Origin of the sequence: Weissella halotolerans DSM 20190, from assembly GCF_000420365.1 — a bacterium.
Lineage (GTDB): Bacteria > Bacillota > Bacilli > Lactobacillales > Lactobacillaceae > Weissella > Weissella halotolerans.
Window position 1 is genome coordinate 60,657 of the sequence record NZ_ATUU01000002.1, and the last position, 18,249, is coordinate 78,905.

An 18,249-nucleotide genomic window follows, 5' to 3' on the forward strand; every position below is an offset into this window, starting at 1 on the left:
CTTATTTTCCTACTTTAATCAGTGTCGTTGGAATAGCTGCAGTCAAATTTTCATGCCCATCCTTCGTCACTAAAATATCATCTTCAATGCGTACCCCACCTTGGTCCTTCAAATAAACCCCTGGCTCGATAGTGACAATCATATTTTCCTTTAAGACGTCTTCGTTAGAAGCAAATTTAGACAGTACCGGTCCTTCATGGATACTCAGGCCGATACTATGACCGGTTGCGTGATTAAAATACGCCCCCAACTCAGCCGCTTCAATGACATCACGGGCCGCCTTATCAACATCAGCTGCCAGTACTCCTGGTTTAACAGCCGCAATCGCCGCTTCTTGAGCAGCTAAAACAACTTGGTAAACCCGTTCTAAATTAGGATCAGGTTGCCCAAAAGACAGGGTACGCGTGATATCAGATGTATAACCATCAACATAGTAACCAAAGTCAATGGTAACTAGGTCGCCATCTTCAATTGCATTGTCAGTATAGGTTCCATGGGGCAAGGCACCCCGGCTACCAGCTGCCACAATCGTATCAAAGGAAACCTTATCCGCGCCTCCCTCTTTCATCAATTGGTCCAAGCGGTTAGCTACCTCACGTTCGGTCATCCCAACCTGTAATTGCCCAATCAAAGTATTAAACGCCTCAACGGCCACTTGAGTACTATGACGGATTTTAGCCACTTCATCCGGCTCTTTCACTTCGCGAAGGGCCTCAATCAAATCGGGAATGGGGACAATATCAACCCCCTCAAAGTTTTCATCTAGATAATCAAAATCGCGGAAGGGTAAAGAGGCTTCAAAACCAAGCTTACTAATCTTAAACCGTTTAGCAGCTGCCATTGCCACACCCCAATAGTTACGAGTTATCAGCAATTCAATGCCAGCATCAGCTAATGACTGACGGTACATGTCCTCATAGCGGTCATCTGTAATCACTGCCACCTGATCACGCCCAATTAAAACTAGACCGTCTCCGGTGCCACCGGTAAAGCCACTTAAATAGGCCATGTTCGTTCCTTCAGCGACTAAAAGGCCATCAATATCTAATGGTCCAAATAGCTTTCGTACATTTTCTATGCGTGTCCTCATGTCTTAGCCCTCGTTTCTTTATCCTTTATTATAACAAAGTTAGACCGTAATTTCTGAACGTTTGCCTTAAGTCAAACCCCCTAAGAAAAGGTTGAACTGGGGCCAACTTGCAGGTTAGCCACGTTCGTCCAATCAATGGTCACCCCCAAACCTGGTTCCGTTGGTAAATTCATCCTACCATCATGAATAGTCAATCTTTCTTTAATGATGTCCTTCTCAAAATAATGATCACTGGCCCCGATATCTGCTGGAAAAGGAGGGTAACCAGCCTTGGCTGCCAACACTAAGTCTAACGATCGACCTAACCCCGAGGCTAACATACCACCAATAAAAGGTAATCGATTAGCCTGTAAAATGGCTGTTATCGCCTTTAAGGTATCCGTAACTCCACCTAATTTACCTTGTTTTAACGTATAGGCAGCTGCTGCATCTACTTGGAGCGCTTTCTCAACCGTCCTTAGATTGGTCAATGATTCATCTAAACTAATTTTAAGTTGCTGAAACTGGCCTTGTAACTGGTGAAACTCATGCAAGGTTGTATCATGAACCGGTTCTTCAATCAAGGCTAAGCCTGCCTTTTCCATCGCCCTTAACCAGCTTACCGTTGCTGGTTGATTAGACCAAGCAGCATTTGCATCCAAGGAAACCATTTGGTTTGGGAAATGTTGTTTAACGGCCTTAATTAAGGTTAAGGCCGTTTGAGGGTCAACAGCCTTAATCTTCACCCGCTGATAACCCTGCCTAATCACCTGATTGAGCGCCCTTACTTGCTGCGTTTGAATGCCAATGGCTGCACTTACTGGGACTGACAATTGACTAACTGCTAACAGTTGCGCCAGACTTTGTTGCTTCACCTTGCCATAGGCATCCCAAAGGGCCATCTCAACAGCCGCCTTTGCAAAGGCCGTCAGTCCATTTAACCCCTTTTGAAATTCATCTGGCTGATTAACTGTTTGTCCAACCAACCGGGGTAATACCTTTGCTAATTCCTGCCGTGCGCTTCTTTGATCTTGTTTGGCATAGGCTTGATCAGCAAAAGCTTGTACTTCACCATAGCCACAGTCACCACTGGCCATTTTTAGTTCAATCAATTGTAATGGTCGCAAAGAGGTTGTCCCATGTGCCGTCATAAATGGCGTTCGTAAGGTCAATTGTAACGGCCACACTGTGATTTGTTCAATCTTCATCAACCCGCACCTCCCGGAATCATCTGCGCCGCACCAAATGTTTTTAAAATAAAAAGGCCTAGCGCACTTGCACCAAGCCTTTTTATTACGATGTTCCTTGTTGGACTCGAACCAACGACCGGACGGTTATGAGCCGTCTGCTCTAACCAACTGAGCTAAAGGAACAAGGTATCTGTTATTACCATCTACACAGCTATTACTAGCTGATGTCCCCTCAGGGGCTCGAACCCTGGACCCAAGGATTAAAAGTCCTCTGCTCTACCAACTGAGCTAAGGAGACCACAGGTCATAACAAATGCCAGAATTTATTATACACGAAGACCTTGCAAAATGCACGGGTGAAGTTTGCTTCAATCTATGTTCGCTCTATCAGCTTAGTAAATAGCTGGGGTTGTTCAAAGTGTACATTATGCCCGGCTTCAGCGACTATCACATGCTCCGCCTGCGGTAATGATTTTACCATTGCTTGCGCCAATTTAGTAAATTTATGATCTAATGCACCCGTTATTAAACGGGCTGGTACGCTTAACCTTGCTAACTGGGGCCACAAATTAGGCATTGTACCCGTCCCAAAGCCTAGTAGTGAGGCCGCCATATTAGCCGGGACGTGAGCTAGACGCTGCTGGCGCATTGCTTGCTGATCAGATAATGACCTTTGTTGCTGACTGGCAAACAAAGGTAATCCTTCCCAGTTTGTAACAAATTGTGCTAAGCCGTCTTTAAGTATTTGCTGGGCCCGGTCAGCATCAAGTGCTTGCCGCGCTAATCGTTCCTCTTTCGTTACTAAACCTGGCGTGCCACTTTCTAAAATCAATTCTGCCAAATATTCTGGATGGGCTAATGCAAACCCCAACGCCAGCCGAGCACCCATAGAATAACCGACTAACCTTAGCTTAGGTAAGCCTAACGCCGCTATGAAAGCAGTTAAGTCTGCCACTTGATTTGCCAAAGTAAGTTCATTAGCTGATAGAACTGGATCACCAGGCGCAAATCCTTTTAAGGTCAAGTAAATACAACGGCCACGTGGCTGAATGGCCTTAAAGTCACGCCCACTGCCCAAAAAGCCATGTAAAAAAAGCCAGGTTGGTTCTCCAGTTCCGGCTCGGTAATACTGATAGTGATAACCATTAATCTCAATGTTTTGCCACATGTTTAACAAGCTCCTTCACTTTGGCTAATCGATTGGCATGCACGTCAGTATTACTAGTCCGATCCGTGACCAGTTCAAGAATGCGTAACCCGGTCCATGGTTGTTGGGTTAAGGCAACTAAATCCTGTGGCTTTTCGATCAAGTGATACTCTGCTTGATAGAGTTGGGCTACTTGGTCAATTGCTAGATTCTGTGGTGTTCCAAAAAGGTTTTCAAAATACTGGTCTGCAGCTGCTTGCGGCAAGAAAGAAAATATCCCACCCCCATTATTATTCGTTACCACGATTGTTAAGTCCACTGCCGTTTGCCTAGCCAACATTAGCCCATTCATGTCATGATAAAAGGCTAAGTCGCCAATTGCTAACCAGGTTGGCTGCCCATTCATTGCCATCCCAACGGCAGTTGAAATGGTACCATCAATCCCATTTGCACCTCGATTACCAGCTACGCTTAGCACTTGATGCGGCTGAAAATACTGCTCAAAGTCACGGACCGGCATAGAATTAGCTAAGAATAACTGTTGGGGTTGTTTTAGGTGCGTTAAGCTATCCACAACTGCAAAGTCCGTTAGCTTATGGGTAGTTGACTGATTTAGACTTGACCAAGCAGCCTGCAGTGGTTGCCAAACTGATTGGTAATATCTATTTGTCGCTTGATACTCACTTGCCAAAATATCTGCTAAAAACGACTCTTCATCAATCGCATAGTGATGCCGAGCAAAACGACTATGATCCTGTCCGAGGTAATTGGCACCAATTTGATAAACCTCCACCTGATGGGCCTTTAGCCAAGGCAAAATTTTAGCTGAAACGGGCGTTCCACCAAACCGTAAGACGACATCGGGTACCATTTCAGGCTGATCGGCCTGTGCGGCTAGGACTGCATCCAGACCGGTAATGGCATGCGGTAGTCCCCGTAGCTGACTAAGGATATCCGCTACAATTGGCGCATCTAATTGTTCGGCGACCTGTTCAAACAAGTCAGGAGACCAGTGCCCTTCATTTGGGCCTACCAATATCATGATTTTACGGCCTTGCCATGCACTCCGTAACCGTTCTAATTCATCTGATGCTAAGCGGCGTTCAACCTGACCAAAATCAGCGGCCATGACTTTAGGCCAAGGCTGGTCCAAGCTGGGTAAGAGCGGCTTACGCAGCGGCAAGTTAAGCTGGACCGGTCCAGCTGGCTGGCTAACTGCCAACTGCACAACTTGCTGCGTTTTATAGGCGATGTACTCCTGCACATCCGGATGTGGATCTTGCAGATGAAGCGTTAGTGCTAATTTTGTTTGTTGCCCGTAAAGATTGGTCTGCCCGATCGTTTGCGGCGCCCCAATGCCTTGTAGCTCTTCTGGTCGGTCCGTTGTTAAAACAACTAAGGGTAGATGAGTAGCCTGTGCTTCCGCTAAGGCTGGTAAATAATTAGCCGTTGCCGTTCCTGAGGTGGCCAATAATCCTACTGGTCGTTGGCCATCCTTGGCCCGTCCTAGCGCTAAAAAGGCTGCCGACCGTTCATCAACAGCCATCGTTAGTTTAAGCCCACTCTCTGCTAACAACAGGGCCAACGGCGTGTTACGCGAACCAGGTGACACCACATATTCCCGTACACCTTGAGCAGCGAGGGCCATAATTAAGGTCTTACTATTTTCTGTTAACGTATCAACCATGTTTTACCTGTCCTTCCACTAATTTCATCATCACTGACATCTTTAGCCGGATCTCTTGCGCTTCTTGCTCTAAATCTGATGCTGCTAAAATACCAGCTCCCGCAAATAACCGAACCTGCCTATCTTGGGCCCATAAAGACCGTATACCAACCACAAATTCACCCCGGCCATCCGGTAACATGTACCCGATTGGCCCGGCAAAGAGACCGCGCTGACTGGTTTCTAAATCTCTAATGGTATCTAAAGCCCATTCACGGGGCACACCACCTAAAGCAGGCGTTGGATGCAGGACTCGAATTAAATCAACCAAACTGACTGCCGCTTTTAGTTTTCCCGCGATTGGTGTATAAAGGTGTTGAATCTGCGGTCCTTTTAACATCCTTGGTTTGCAAGGATAGTTTAGATCGGCCACTGGCATCAACTGCTCTTTTAACCGTCTGACAACCAGCGCATGTTCATGCAAATTCTTAGGGTCATGCTGTAACTGCTTGGCTAGTTGCTCATCAGTCTTACTATCATTCCCCCGTCGGATAGAGCCCGCTACAGCGGCCGTTGCAAAAGAGCGCCCATTGACGGCAACTAAACGTTCTGGAGTTGCTGATACAAAAAGTTCTGATCTTCTTTTTATGACAATTCGATATGCTTGCGGCTGTTGTCGCGCCAAATCAGCAATCAATTGACCTGGCTCTAAGGGCTGATCAAATATCAACTCCCGTTGCATCCCCAAAACGACCTTCTCTTTAGCCCGATCCCGTTGCATTTCATCAACTACCGCTGTCATCCGAGATACCCAGTCTGTTTCATCATGTTGCTCTAGCAGTCTGATTTTTTTGGGGGGCTCAACTGCCCTTGCTAGGTCTTTTGGTTGTCGTCCCCAAGTAGTGCCCGTCGGATAGTCTATTACCCAGGCAGGTACGACAAAGTACCCTGACATTAGCCCCACTTGGTCGTGTTGATTGCTAAAAAAAGGCAACCCTCCAAAAATAGGTAGGCTCTGTTTTGCTTGAAAATCTGCCAATTCAGTTAAGCTTGGGTTCATCAGTGTTGCTACCTGTCCAAAACCAAAGTATTCATGTTGACCATCAGCTGTTGCAAAATAAACGGCTGAGTCGGCCTGTTGAAAGGCTGCTAATAAGGCTGTCCGTTTTATTACCATATTTTCTTATCTGCTGCTCCTTGTAATAATGCTGCTCGTAATGCATCATCCGTTGCTGTTAAGTACAGGCCATAGACGCCTCGCGTCGCCAAAACATTCAACGTATTTAACATCACCAGCTCTTTCAGCTGGGCAACGTCTGCAGGTGTTTGTACATCCGGATGGTGTTTATAAATTTCGCGATGGGTTACCTTGGCTGGATTAATTTTAATGCGTCCCTGCCGTGAATCATATTCAAAGGGTGGGCCTAATATCAGGCCGGCATAATTCAAATCAAACCCTTGAATGGTATAAATAGACCCGACTTCACCCAGTGAATCTTTGCGCTCTGCCCAAGGCGTTACCTGTCCATCATACTGATCCCAAGGTAGATCAAAGTCATCAAGATAGACATGGTGTTCACCCGCCTTGCGACGGACAAAACCTGTCGTTGATAAAACACGCGATAAGCCAACCTGAGCATCACGTTCACGAATTTTAGCATATAAATCACTCGCCCGTGCAAAAATTTCTAAGTCATAGTTTCCGCAATCCCTTGGTAAGGGATGCACCTCGCCACGACCTAGAGCAGCTATCCAAGCCCGCACCTGCTCATTAGCCTGTAAACGATATTGTTTAGCTAAGGTAAAATACTGGTGTGGGTATGGCGCCAAAACAGCAGCTAACATCTCTGGTGTCCAAAACATCTTACTTTGCATGACCTGTTTAAAATCAAACACTACCACCACCACTTTAGCCAACTTAATCAATTCAGCAAGCTGGTTTGCCTGCCTGAATTTAATATAAGGTTCTGCTTTAGATAGTAGTAAATGCCCCTCATCAATTACTAACACATCATATCGCTTACCATCCTTGTGGGCGCGATTAATCAAGGAGGTCGGCCGTAGGTAGTCTTTTTTTAATAAATCTGGTTCAGTCTGCGCAAGTTCTTGATAGACTTTTAACAATTCCGGATGATTAACTAAAAAGCGATTATGACTGCCCTGATAAGGGCTCCCTTCCTGTTTACTGGCAGTTTGTAAACGTTTAAACAGGGCCGTTAAGAGTACACTTTTACCTGTACCCGCATCGCCTTGCAAGACCGCGACTGCAGGATAGTTAGTCTGCAAATGAGCTTGAATAAAGTGTTCCAGCTTGTCCAGCTGGTTTAACTGCTCTTGAGTCAACGTTGTAACATTAAATTTTTCTAAGGCTGTATTTTTCATACCATCTAGTATAGCGCCTTTCTAATTTTCCAGCATCCCTAAGTAGGTCCTTTGGGTTGATAGACAAACTGTTGGTCTAGCGTTTGATTTTATTATTTCAACAAAAAAACCGCCTCACAATGAGCCGGTTTCAGCCTTACCTTTTCAATCTTCCTTAGTGCGTTGCCAACCAGGCATTCAAAAAGGCGCTGACAAAAAGGATACTCAAACAACATACATGAAACACTTTATGATTCATTAAAATAGCAACATACTCACGCAACATCGCATTAAAAATAAAGTAGCGACTGGTATGTGCGCCAATTCCATCAATGGGTAAACCAACCAAGCGGGCATAACCAGCGGCCCGGAAAACATGATAATCACTCGTGGCAAATATTCCCTTCGCCAGTGGAATATCATGCTCGTTCAATAGTCGCTTACTAAAGGCCATATTCTCATAAGTGTTTTTCGCCTGTGTTTCCGCCAAGAGTTTTTCTGCTGGATAACCAGCTTCTTTAGCATAGGCTACCATTGCGGCGCCTTCGCTAGTGGTTTCATCTGGCCCTTGACCACCAGTACAAACAATTACTGGCCAGTGCCCATTGGACTGATATTGCCGCTTTGCAAAGTGCAAGGCAACATCAATTCTGGATTTCAATAAGGGGGACACTTGGTTGCCATGCAAAAGGCCAGCGCCTAGTACAATGATGTAATCCTGCCTCAATTTAGGCTGAAAGAGAACATACAATAAAAAGGACATGAGATAACTTATCAGCCAAAATACCAAGTAGGCAATAAAGGCTGAACTTACACCTTGTAAACCCCTAGCTAACCACTGGGGCAAAATCATATCAAACAATCTAAATAACCAAGGAGACAAAACCACATAGATGCCTAGTAACAAGGTTAAAGAATTACCCAATGAATGGCTCTCCCGGTGCCAGACAATCCAAGCGTTCCATAATAGTAACAGTCCCAGGCAGGATACGAGTAAGGCCAGTCCCACACATACGGCCACCACGACCACGGCCCAAATTCCCATCAAAAATTTATTCTGACTAGCAAGGACACTCCCAGAAATGGCCAGTCCTAAAGCCAAGACCAACCCGGTTGCTAACATACCATTAAGTAAACGCACCTTATTAGCTCGAAAACTTAGGTAAAGGGCGCCAAATAAGACGAGGACTAACCCCCAGGCGATGACTTGCAAAATAATGCTTTCAGATAACGAGGTCCAATCCATTCTATTCTCTCCTACTCCTTTTTTATTCTACTATCATATCATGTTGGCTAATGGCTTTTGCTTCAGTCATCAAGAGTTTGTGCTTGGTCTGGCAACCAGCACGATAGTTACCAAACTGGCCATTGGCCTGAATAATGCGATGACAAGGTACCACCAAAAGTAAAGGATTTTTAGCTACCGCCGTGGCCACTGCGCGAACAGCTTTTGGCTGACCTATCCTTAAGGCTATTTCCTGATAACTAATGGTTTGCCCATATGGGACCATTTCAACCGCCTGCCAAACGCGTCTTTGAAAGGGCGTTCCTGCCAGGTAATTATGCGCTACTTGGGTTAAATCAAGTTGTTTACCCTGCCAGTAAGCGCGCATCATACTAGCTGCTAACTGAAAGTGATTAGCCCGTCTTAACTGACTAAGTTGTGGTAAAAACTGCTCCGCTTCTGTTAGCGGTGTATTAGGACTACCAACAAAGGCTAAGCCCCGTTCGTTACCCAGCAAGTATACCTGTACCTTTGATGAAAGAGCATACCGTTCATATTCCATCATGACTCCTTTTAAAAAAACAGGTACCCATGGTTCATGCACGGCTACCTGTTTTGTTCATAATCATCTTATTCTTCTTCTGGTAAGACAACTGTCTTGTTCAAATCTTTGGCTTCGCGGAAATAACGCCCCTTAAAGGCAGTTTGCTTCCCCCAAATGTAAAAGCCAATTGAACCGATGATGACAACCAAAAAGTCCCATGGATAGTGGATCCAGTTCAATCCATTAAATTCAGTTGAGCCAATATAGGAAACAACCGAAATAAAAATCAAATAGGTCAACATCCATAAACTACTCATAAAGGCCTTTTTAGTATTTGGAAAGCCCAGTTTCCACTCATAATAAAAATAAAATGGCAAGCCCAGGACAATGACCAAGATGACCTCTAAGGTTGTTGGCCACATAGCCCAGTAAGTAGCCAATGACGCTAATACAAAGGACAAGGGCGCCACAATGGGTAACCAACGACCAGTAAACGGCCGACGCAACTTTTTAGCATCCTGGCGTAAACTCATCGCTGATACTGGGCCAGTCAAATAAGCAATTAACGTTGACGTTGAAATGACACTAGCTAGGGCACTCCAAGATGGGAAGACCACTACCAAGAGCATACTCAAAGCGGCATTTAAAACCATTGCCATTCGTGGAATACCATACTTTTGATTAATCTTACCCACAAACTTAGGCATATGGTTATTCGATACCATCGCTGCTAACGTTCGACTTGCCGTTGCTACGAAGGAAACCCCAGTTCCAAAGGGGGAAATAAAGGCATCCATATAAAGCAACACTGATAACCAGTATATTCCCAGCATAATCGCTAAATCAGCAAACGGTGAATTAAAGGTAATCCCATGCCAACCATGCTGTGCAATAAAGGTTGGATCAATAGAGGTAATAAATGTACTTTGCAAGGCAATATAAATCAGGCCAGCAATCACTAGGGAAATAATAATTCCCCGGCTAATGTTTTTTTCAGGGTTTTTAATTTCACTCCCCATATTAATGACCGTTTGAAAGGCATTAAAGGAAAAAATAATCCCGGCTACCGTGGTAGCAGCAAAAATTGGCGCTGATCCATAGGGCATAAACTCGCCTAAGTTCCGTCCATAGTTAGCTGGATGAAAACTGGTCATGGTAAAGAGAATAATCACCAAAAGTGGAATTCCAATTTTGAAAATGGAAATAAAACTTGTAAATTTGGTTAATAAACCAACTGACCAATAGTTAAGCAAGGTAAAAATAATGATGAAAATAAAGACGGCCGCAAATCCAGTCGTGGTTAATCCAGTTCCATGAAAAAATTCATGAGTCCAGCTAGCCCATTCCCAGGGCCACGTACTCATATACTGAACCGCCGCAATGGATTCAATCGGAATCAGTGCAATTAAAGACACCCAATTGGCCCAGGCGGCAATAAAGCCAAGCAAAGATCCATGTGTAATCTGAGCATATTTACTCATCCCACCTGATTGAGGAAACATCGTACCTAATTCAATGTAATTATAGGCGATGGTTCCAATCACAATGCCACCAATAATCCAGGACAAGATCGCTGCTGGTCCAGCAATCCGTGCTGCTTCCCAAGACCCGAATAGCCAGCCCGAACCGATTAAGGCACCTAGACTAAGCATTACCAGCTGAAATAATCCTATCTTCTTCTTTTCCACGTTCAAGAACTCCCTTCAGTTTAAACCACAATGCTGATAGCATTGCTGTTCGTTCTTCCATAGCTACAACAATAGTTTATAATACTACCAATATTCAGTCTACTTTGCAAATGAAAGCCAGTCTACTTGCATTAAATAAGTCCGTTTTGAACCGGTCTGTCCTTTTTTAAAGACACAAAAAAACTAGCCATAAGGCTAGCTCTAATAACTTATTTCTTTCGGACCACCATCGTTGAAACCTTAGCATAACGGGCTATGTAGGCAGCTTGTGAACCTAGTGAATCCCAAAAATCAGGATGCGAATGTGCGCCAACTACAATTAGGTCCGCGTTTACAGCCGGTGCGACATCGTTGACTAGGACATCCCCCGCCTTACCGCCGTCAGCAAACTTAACTTGCACGTTTTGAACCCCTTGTTTTGTTGCATAATCCTTGTAGCGTTGCAAATTTGCTTCCAACTCCGCTCGCTTTTCCTTGATAACTGAGAGGTTCATGGCTTGCATCGTTGATAAGTCACCTAGTTCCAATACAGTGGCAATGATCAAATTAGCGTCATCCTCACGTGCCTGGTGAACCGCATTAGTCAAAGCAAAGTACCCTTGTTCTGATTCATCCACCCCCACTAAGATATCCTTAAACTGGGTCGGTGCCACATTCAAATCTAGTGTATCCATTTTTCTGCTCCTTTGGATTCCATTAACCAGTTAGAACATTCCAACAATCAACTTGATATTCAAGTAAGTGAGAACTGCAAAGACTGTCCAACCTAAAATAATCATCCACTTAGGATTAACAAAGTCCTCACCCATTATTTTCTTTGAAGACGTGAAATAAATCAAGGGACCCATTGCAAATGGCAGGGCAACTGATAAGAAGACTTGTGAGAAGACAAGTAAGGAATCTAACTTCGTTTCAGAACCGCCGTAAAGTAAGGTGAAGGCGATGACTGGTAGTAAAGCCAACCCTCGCGTCACCACTCGTCGAACCCACATTGGAATGCGCATCCGAATAAAGCCGGCCATGACCACTTCACCGGTTAGGGTACCGGTGATAGTTGAATTTTGTCCTGAAGCCAACAGGGCCACCGCAAATAACGTTGACAAAACTGGTGAGGCCACAGCCCCGGCAATTGTTTTATCATCTAAGGCATTGTACATAGAACCAAAAGTACCAACTTGATCGGCGTGACCAAAGAACAAAGCTGCTCCCAAAATCAACAGCATCGAATTCACCATGAAGGCCATCGTCAATTGAATGTTTGAATCCCAGGCCATAAAGCGAACTGCTTCTTTAACTTGTTCTTGATCATCGTGATTTACTTTACGTGTTTGTGAAATTGATGAATGCAAGTAAAGATTATGGGGCATTACAGTAGCCCCGATAATCCCTAAGGTCAAAGTAAGGGGTGAGTCGCCACCCATTGGAGCAACATCACTGACCGTTTGCAAAGATGGTAAGTAACCAGCAAAGACACCAGTCCAATCTGGATTAGCCAAAATAATCAAGTAACTAAAGATGACGATAATGGTTAAAATCAAGGTCATCACAATGGCCTCAATTTTACGGAAACCAAATTTCATCAGCAAAAGTAAAATCACAACATCAAAAGCAGTGGTCAAAACTGAAGCAATCATTGACCAGCCAAACAAAAGGTGTAAGGCAATCGCTCCTCCAATAACCTCAGCAATATCAGTCGCCATTAAGGCTAATTCAGTAATAATCCAAAGAATGAAGCCACCAACCTTATTCGTTCGTTTTCGGGTTGCCTGCGCCAAATCCTCTTGTTTAACAATTCCTAACTTCCCCGCCATATATTGCAGCATCATGGCAATTAACGAAGAAATCAACACAATACTTAAGAGAACATACTTATACTGAGCACCTCCACTAACAGAGGTAACCCAATTACCAGGATCCATATAACCGACCGCAACCAGGGCCCCAGGTCCCGAAAAGGATAGAACCTTGCGCCAAAAACTGGTGTTTTTATTACCAATCGGCGTATCAATGGAGCCATTAACCTCCCCTAAACTCATGTCCAATTCATCTTGTTTAGGCTCGTTAGCCTCCGGGGTGTTTGCTCTTTCCGTCATGTATTCACCACTCCTTTTGTATTCTCAGGTCATGACTGACGGAGCTTCGTTATTTAAAGCACAGTCGTCCCCTCTGTATTAATCCAACACAGCCCGACTAATGTTTCAAACGCTAAACAATTTTCATAAAGAGTTTCATCCAACTAGCCGTTGAAAGCTTATGAAGACTATCTAACCCTTCCAGTCACACCCTGGCACAGTTCCATATTAGGCTAGTGCATTTCAAAAGGCAAGGTTTATTATGCTTTTTTTCATAAGCAATAATATTTTTTACTGTAGGTGAAACTCTATCCGCCTGCTAGAAGATTAGTCCAATCATATAATGTAAACAAATGGTAATCAGACCAATCGCTACATTTCGATAAACCGCTCGCTTAACGAAGCCATGACTAAGTTGGGCACTTAACATTCCGGTCAAGGCAACTGCCACCACGGTTGCCAAAATGGTTCCTAAAAATTTCCAAGCGTTGGGCGTTAGCCACATCGCAATCAGCGGTAGGCTACCACCTAATAAGGCCGCCCCAAAGGATGCGCCGGCTGCAGCCCAAGGATTCATAAACTTCCCTGAAATTAAACCATCTTGAATCCACAAAAGCGTTGCGACCGGTTTTTTAGCTATCAATTCAGTCGCAATGCGATCAGCTGTCTCAGCTTTAACCCCACGGCCTTGATAAAATTGACTAATCTGTGCATGTGCTTGTTGTGGTGCCTGGACCAAAAGTGTCTGTGCCCGTTGCAAGGCCACCTTTTCAGCATCTGCTTGGGCACTAACCGACGCATATTCTCCCGCCGACATCGACAAAGCACATGCTAGCAAATCAGTTAAAGCCGCAATAAACCACGTCCACTGATTAGTGGTGGCTGCCCCCAGCGAAAACAAAACGCCCACCACTGTTAAAATACCATCATTCGATCCCAAGACGCCTGCCCGGACTGCATTCAGCTTGGCATCCAGGTTGGTCCGTTCAGTTTCAGTTTTACCTGCTCTCTTTTCTAACATGTCCGCTCTCCTTGAATCTGATGTCCTAACGACCAATTAGCCAGCCTAAACCAAAGGTACCAATCATTGTCACCAGACCTGCTGTTAGGTTACGCAATACCGCCAAACGCGGATTAGCTCCAGAGAAGCGGGCCGCCGAGTAACCAGTTAACGCTAGGGCCACTACCACCGCTAAAAACGTTCCCTCAATGCGCCAAGTACCTGGTAAACCTAAACTCATCGACAAAGGTAAAATCGAACCGAGGGGAAAGGCAAGCATTGATGCTAAGGCAGCATAACTAGCTGAAATTTTTTCTTTAATGTCAAATCCATACTGCTCGTAAACTAAAGTAGCCAAGGAATCTTTTTCCATCACCTCTTTGGCTGCCTGCTGTGCTAAACCACTCGATATACCGGCCTGCTCATAGCCAGCTGTCACTTGGGCTAGCGCTTGATGGGGGTGCTTTACTAGCAGCTCAGCCCCTTCAGCCTGTGCTTTGGCCTGAGCATCAGCTTGCGAATGCACTGATACATATTCTCCCATTGCCATGGAAATCGTGCCCGCCAATGCACCAGCAAAACCTGCCAACCAAATTTTGTGGGTATCCGTTGTTGCCGCTGCCACCCCGATTACAATCCCTGCTACTGATAAAATGCCATCATTGGCCCCCATTACAGCAGCCCGCAATATATTTTGCATCTGTCCGAACGCCATTTTATGCATATTACTCACACCTTCTCACTTCTAATTTAGAACCATTATAAATAAAGACCAACAAACCGTCAAGTTTCCTACCCTAGGTCACCAGACAATATAAAAATCACTTGCTAACATTCAGCCACGACTTTAATTAGCGTATAATGAGAATAATCTAGTTTTTTATATATGTTTTTAAGAACGGAGTTAACTATGAAAAACCATCAATTTGGTCGTATCACAGAAAGTTTAGCCGACGAACTCGCAGAGTTAAGAACCATCCGCTTTCTCGATGCTTCCCAAATCCAAGAAACCGATCCAAAAAAAGCCCTGGCTAATTTACTATCACGTGCCTTTTCACCAATCACGCAAGATGCTCATACGCTGACTGACCGTTTTAAACGCCTACTAGCAACGGATGAAGTTGATTTAGCCACTTTTTTTGAGCGACCTGACTTAAAACTCACCCCTGCCGTTTTTGCCCGTTTAAGTTTACAATTACTCGCATTTGAACCTGAGGTTGACTATGACCTAGACCAACCACTTACGGCCTATGCCAGCCTGCAACTTCCTTTTTTTGAGGTGCAAACTTTCCAACATGCTAGTGATGTCTGGCATGCCTGGTATCACTTACTAACCACCCACACTAAACACGGTGAGACTTATCTTGATTATTTAGCGCAACTAGGTTACTTTCGGCCCTTTTATAACGTGACAACTCAACCTATTTTCTTCAATGGTAAAGCCCAACCAGTCTTTGACCCTCATTCTCTAATCCGCGAGGTAGTCTATGTTGAGGCCCCCTTAGATAGTGACCAGGATGGTCAACGTGATTTACTCAAGGTACAAGTGATTCGCCCCCAAGTTACCGAAACTGGTTATCGAGCACCCGTTCTCTACACAGCTAGTCCTTACCATTTAGGGACCAATGACCAGTGGGGACAGGCTTTGACCCATCAAGTTGACCAAGCACTAACTGAAAAACCCGTAACTCCAGCAGCCACAACCAGTGAACCCAAGCCAAGCTCAGTAGCTCCCCTCCCTCCTAAGCGCATTCCAGCTGGCTATACCCAAGAAGCTAGCGAGCACTTTGCGCCCGAAAATGGCTATCACCTCAATGACTACTTTTTAAGTCGTGGTTTTGCCGTTGTCTACGCAGCCGGCATTGGTACCCGTGGCTCACAAGGTTTTCGCGATACGGGAAGCGTAGCGGAAACCCTTTCCACCGTGGCCGTTATTGAGTGGCTTAATGGCCAACGACAAGCCTTTACAAATCAATGTGACCAACTTGCAATTGACGCATGGTGGTCAAATCGGCACATTGCCATGACCGGACGGTCATACTTAGGAACATTAGCTACCGCGGCTGCCAGCACTGGTGTTGATGGATTGAAAACCGTCATTGCTGAAGCAGCAATTTCCAGTTGGTATGATTACTACCGCGATCATGGTTTAGTTGCTGCACCAGACACCTTCCAGGGTGAAGATATGGACGTCTTAGCTGCCGAAGTCTTCAGTCGCCGTTTAGATGCTGGTGATTATCTTAAGGTTAAGTCTGCCTTTGGAAAAACACTCAATGCTATTGCTAAAGCCCAGGCCCGTGCAAATGGTAACTACTCAACCTACTGGGATGCACGAAATTATTTAAATCAACTATCCGCTATTAAAGCGGACGTCGTTGTCATTCATGGTCTTAATGACTGGAATGTCAAGCCCCGCCATGCCTATCAACTCTGGCAAGGACTCCGTGACCTCCCCATTACCAAAAAACTCATTTTGCACCAAGGGCAACATATCTACATTAACAACTTCCGTTCATTGGACGTCACAGATATGCTGAATCTTTGGCTGACTAATAAACTCTTTGATCTTGATAACGGAGCTGACACTCAGTTACCAGCAGTCTTGGTTCAGGATAATGTAAGTCCCGAAACTTGGCATACTTATCCGGATTGGCCCAGTTCAGCCCAAGCCAAACAGACCCTATACCTAGGCGGCAATCAGCTTAGTCCAAATCCTGGACCGAGCCAAACACAAATGACCACCTACTCTGACCACTTACCTGATCAGCAGTTTAACCACTACCGAAAGCAAATTGCTGCTTGGCAACATGATTTATTGACTGACGAGCTTGGTTCCCCCATGGCCAATAACCGCCTACTATTTAAGGGACCTAAACTAACCCAAGATTGGTACTTAAACGGAGTCCCTCAAGTCACCTTAACCATTAGTAGTGATCACCCCTTTGGCCTCGTGAGTTGTCAACTAGTCGACTTTGGCCCAGCTCATCGATTAACTACTAAGCCCACCCTCCTAGCTAAAAACCAGCTTAGCGGTGCCTATGATTGGCGTAAAGATGACCTGGTTGAGTTCACTTTAAATCCCCAGGTCAGTCCCTATAAAATGATTACCAAAGGTCATCTTAACCTCCAAAACCAAACAAGTTTATGGCAGGCTAACGCAGTTAACCCTGGGCAATTTTATACGGTTACCCTTCCACTGCAACCAACGGTTTATCACTTGCCAGCTGGTCGGCAACTCGGACTCGTCATTTACGCGACTGATTTTGCAACCACTATTCGTGGAAACCAACCGATTCACTATACTGTAGACCTTACGAAAAGTCGGCTGGACCTTCCCCTAAATTGATTAGTTAGATAAAAAGGGTGCCCGCACGGGCACCCTTTTTATCTATGTTTTTACCAACCTTAACGAACTTGCTTGATTAACTCCTTTAATTCAACCTGGGCGGCATGATCATCCGATACTTTAAAACTTGCATCAGGCAGCTGGCTACCTACCTGGCCTTGATCATCATATTCGCCAAAACCAGAATTGGTGGATGCCCGTCCTCCATTATCGATTCTAAGTTCATACACAATGCCATTATCCCCCAGTAAATATTTAACAACCGGATACTGTGGATTAACATTTGCCGTATAATTTTCCGCAAATGAACCAGGATACAAGTCTTGGACCCCAGTGCGGCCTGCTTGATCAGTATAGAAGACACATACACCTAAGGCATGGATGTTAAAGGCCTTCGGACCTGGGTGACCAAAATTTTGCACTTGGACTGGTCCATCCGGTGTATTGGCGTACCAATCCCCTTGACCAGCAGTCCCGTGGTCAAAATACCAGTCACTCACTGCCATATTACCAATTTCAGCGCGCTGACCGGCCCATTTTAAGAAGGCCTGACTAATCCTTTTTTGTTGGCTACTTGTAAACCTAGTACCTTCAATTGGTTGCTGTTTATTAGCTGCTTGCTTGGTTGCTGCCTTTGAACTGCTACTTGATGACCCCTTAACTGACCGATCCTTATCACTAGATGCTGAACTAAACTTTTGCTCTTTTTGCTTTGTTTTCTGCTTTGTTGTGTGCTCTGCTGATTTAGTTTGCGATTGGACTGGTTTGACCAAGTGGTAGCCAAGGGCCACGGCCCCTACGAAAAGAATTACTCCTGCTATGCCTAGCCAAATGCGTCCTTGTTTACCTTGTCTACTCATCTCTAATCTCCCATTCTACTTGCTTTGCTACCTGGCTATGATGACAGTGGTCACAAATGAGCTAGTATCAATCTCCATCTA

Annotated in this window: 15 protein-coding genes and 2 tRNA genes; 1 reads left to right on the plus strand and 16 read right to left on the minus strand. The window is 45.0% G+C overall.

Going from position 1 to position 18,249, the window contains the following annotated elements; genetic code table 11:
- Position 1: 1 nt before the first annotated feature.
- From G414_RS0102895 to G414_RS0102965, 15 genes are all read right to left on the minus strand, one after another.
- Complete coding sequence (locus tag G414_RS0102895; protein ID WP_022791362.1) at positions 2 to 1,090, minus strand: M24 family metallopeptidase; 1,089 nt, start codon at positions 1,088 to 1,090, stop codon at positions 2 to 4.
- A gap of 80 nt (positions 1,091 to 1,170) precedes the next feature.
- Positions 1,171 to 2,277 carry an enolase C-terminal domain-like protein gene (locus G414_RS0102900; RefSeq protein ID WP_027694517.1) on the minus strand — a complete coding sequence of 369 codons (1,107 nt, stop codon included), beginning with the start codon at positions 2,275 to 2,277 and terminating at the stop codon, positions 1,171 to 1,173.
- A gap of 91 nt (positions 2,278 to 2,368) precedes the next feature.
- Positions 2,369 to 2,442: transfer RNA gene (locus G414_RS0102905), tRNA-Ile, on the minus strand.
- A gap of 42 nt (positions 2,443 to 2,484) precedes the next feature.
- Positions 2,485 to 2,557 (minus strand) — tRNA-Lys (locus tag G414_RS0102910).
- A 75-nt stretch (positions 2,558 to 2,632) separates the two neighbouring features.
- Entirely contained in the window at positions 2,633 to 3,427 is a 795-nt protein-coding gene (gene menH / locus G414_RS0102915; RefSeq protein ID WP_022791364.1) for a 2-succinyl-6-hydroxy-2,4-cyclohexadiene-1-carboxylate synthase, read from the minus strand.
- Positions 3,411 to 5,093, minus strand: a complete 1,683-nt coding sequence (gene menD / locus G414_RS0102920) for a 2-succinyl-5-enolpyruvyl-6-hydroxy-3-cyclohexene-1-carboxylic-acid synthase (protein ID WP_022791365.1) — start codon at positions 5,091 to 5,093, stop codon at positions 3,411 to 3,413. The genes menH and menD overlap by 17 nt, the downstream gene beginning before the upstream one ends.
- Positions 5,086 to 6,249 (minus strand): isochorismate synthase, encoded by a 1,164-nt coding sequence (locus G414_RS0102925; RefSeq protein WP_022791366.1) that lies wholly within the window; start codon positions 6,247 to 6,249, stop codon positions 5,086 to 5,088. Before G414_RS0102925 ends, menD begins: the two co-directional genes overlap by 8 nt.
- A complete protein-coding gene (locus G414_RS0102930; RefSeq protein WP_022791367.1) occupies positions 6,243 to 7,454 on the minus strand; it encodes a DUF2075 domain-containing protein in 1,212 nt (403 codons plus the stop codon). The genes G414_RS0102925 and G414_RS0102930 overlap by 7 nt, the downstream gene beginning before the upstream one ends.
- 154 nt (positions 7,455 to 7,608) lie before the next feature.
- The gene (locus G414_RS0102935; protein ID WP_022791368.1) at positions 7,609 to 8,679 is read right to left on the minus strand and encodes a YdcF family protein; all 1,071 of its coding nucleotides are present in this window, start codon (positions 8,677 to 8,679) and stop codon (positions 7,609 to 7,611) included.
- 22 nt (positions 8,680 to 8,701) lie between these two features.
- On the minus strand, positions 8,702 to 9,223 hold the full coding sequence (locus G414_RS07165) for a methylated-DNA--[protein]-cysteine S-methyltransferase (RefSeq protein ID WP_081634557.1): 522 nt from the start codon (positions 9,221 to 9,223) through the stop codon (positions 8,702 to 8,704).
- Between the two features lie 65 nt (positions 9,224 to 9,288).
- Positions 9,289 to 10,896 carry an APC family permease gene (locus tag G414_RS0102945; protein ID WP_022791370.1) on the minus strand — a complete coding sequence of 536 codons (1,608 nt, stop codon included), beginning with the start codon at positions 10,894 to 10,896 and terminating at the stop codon, positions 9,289 to 9,291.
- Between the two features lie 203 nt (positions 10,897 to 11,099).
- Positions 11,100 to 11,564: a universal stress protein gene (locus G414_RS0102950; protein WP_022791371.1), complete on the minus strand. Its 465-nt coding sequence runs from the start codon at positions 11,562 to 11,564 to the stop codon at positions 11,100 to 11,102.
- A 30-nt stretch (positions 11,565 to 11,594) separates the two neighbouring features.
- Entirely contained in the window at positions 11,595 to 12,983 is a 1,389-nt protein-coding gene (locus G414_RS0102955) for an Nramp family divalent metal transporter (protein ID WP_022791372.1), read from the minus strand.
- Positions 12,984 to 13,281: 298 nt separating this feature from the next.
- Complete coding sequence (locus tag G414_RS0102960) at positions 13,282 to 13,983, minus strand: VIT1/CCC1 transporter family protein (protein ID WP_022791373.1); 702 nt, start codon at positions 13,981 to 13,983, stop codon at positions 13,282 to 13,284.
- Between the two features lie 25 nt (positions 13,984 to 14,008).
- Positions 14,009 to 14,686 (minus strand): VIT1/CCC1 transporter family protein, encoded by a 678-nt coding sequence (locus G414_RS0102965; RefSeq protein ID WP_022791374.1) that lies wholly within the window; start codon positions 14,684 to 14,686, stop codon positions 14,009 to 14,011.
- A gap of 186 nt (positions 14,687 to 14,872) precedes the next feature.
- Here G414_RS0102965 and G414_RS0102970 point away from each other — a divergent pair, with 186 nt between their 5' ends.
- Positions 14,873 to 17,308 (plus strand): Xaa-Pro dipeptidyl-peptidase, encoded by a 2,436-nt coding sequence (locus G414_RS0102970; protein ID WP_022791375.1) that lies wholly within the window; start codon positions 14,873 to 14,875, stop codon positions 17,306 to 17,308.
- A 59-nt stretch (positions 17,309 to 17,367) separates the two neighbouring features.
- On the opposite strand, the gene G414_RS07170 is transcribed toward G414_RS0102970, so the two are convergent.
- On the minus strand, positions 17,368 to 18,168 hold the full coding sequence (locus tag G414_RS07170) for a hypothetical protein (RefSeq protein ID WP_022791376.1): 801 nt from the start codon (positions 18,166 to 18,168) through the stop codon (positions 17,368 to 17,370).
- Positions 18,169 to 18,249: the final 81 nt, after the last annotated feature.

What these genes read in the sequence shown, in the direction of transcription:
- G414_RS0102955 (WP_022791372.1), bottom strand. Translation starts at nt 12,983, where the DNA reads ATGACGGAAAGAGCAAACACCCCGGAGGCTAACGAGCCTAAACAAGAT.
- G414_RS0102930 (WP_022791367.1), bottom strand. Translation starts at nt 7,454, where the DNA reads ATGAAAAATACAGCCTTAGAAAAATTTAATGTTACAACGTTGACTCAA.
- G414_RS0102925 (WP_022791366.1), bottom strand. Translation starts at nt 6,249, where the DNA reads ATGGTAATAAAACGGACAGCCTTATTAGCAGCCTTTCAACAGGCCGAC.
- G414_RS0102970 (WP_022791375.1), top strand. Translation starts at nt 14,873, where the DNA reads ATGAAAAACCATCAATTTGGTCGTATCACAGAAAGTTTAGCCGACGAA.
- menD (WP_022791365.1), bottom strand. Translation starts at nt 5,093, where the DNA reads ATGGTTGATACGTTAACAGAAAATAGTAAGACCTTAATTATGGCCCTC.
- G414_RS0102900 (WP_027694517.1), bottom strand. Translation starts at nt 2,277, where the DNA reads ATGAAGATTGAACAAATCACAGTGTGGCCGTTACAATTGACCTTACGA.
- G414_RS07170 (WP_022791376.1), bottom strand. Translation starts at nt 18,168, where the DNA reads ATGAGTAGACAAGGTAAACAAGGACGCATTTGGCTAGGCATAGCAGGA.
- G414_RS0102895 (WP_022791362.1), bottom strand. Translation starts at nt 1,090, where the DNA reads ATGAGGACACGCATAGAAAATGTACGAAAGCTATTTGGACCATTAGAT.
- G414_RS0102935 (WP_022791368.1), bottom strand. Translation starts at nt 8,679, where the DNA reads ATGGATTGGACCTCGTTATCTGAAAGCATTATTTTGCAAGTCATCGCC.
- G414_RS0102960 (WP_022791373.1), bottom strand. Translation starts at nt 13,983, where the DNA reads ATGTTAGAAAAGAGAGCAGGTAAAACTGAAACTGAACGGACCAACCTG.
- menH (WP_022791364.1), bottom strand. Translation starts at nt 3,427, where the DNA reads ATGTGGCAAAACATTGAGATTAATGGTTATCACTATCAGTATTACCGA.
- G414_RS0102965 (WP_022791374.1), bottom strand. Translation starts at nt 14,686, where the DNA reads ATGCATAAAATGGCGTTCGGACAGATGCAAAATATATTGCGGGCTGCT.
- G414_RS07165 (WP_081634557.1), bottom strand. Translation starts at nt 9,223, where the DNA reads ATGATGGAATATGAACGGTATGCTCTTTCATCAAAGGTACAGGTATAC.
- G414_RS0102950 (WP_022791371.1), bottom strand. Translation starts at nt 11,564, where the DNA reads ATGGATACACTAGATTTGAATGTGGCACCGACCCAGTTTAAGGATATC.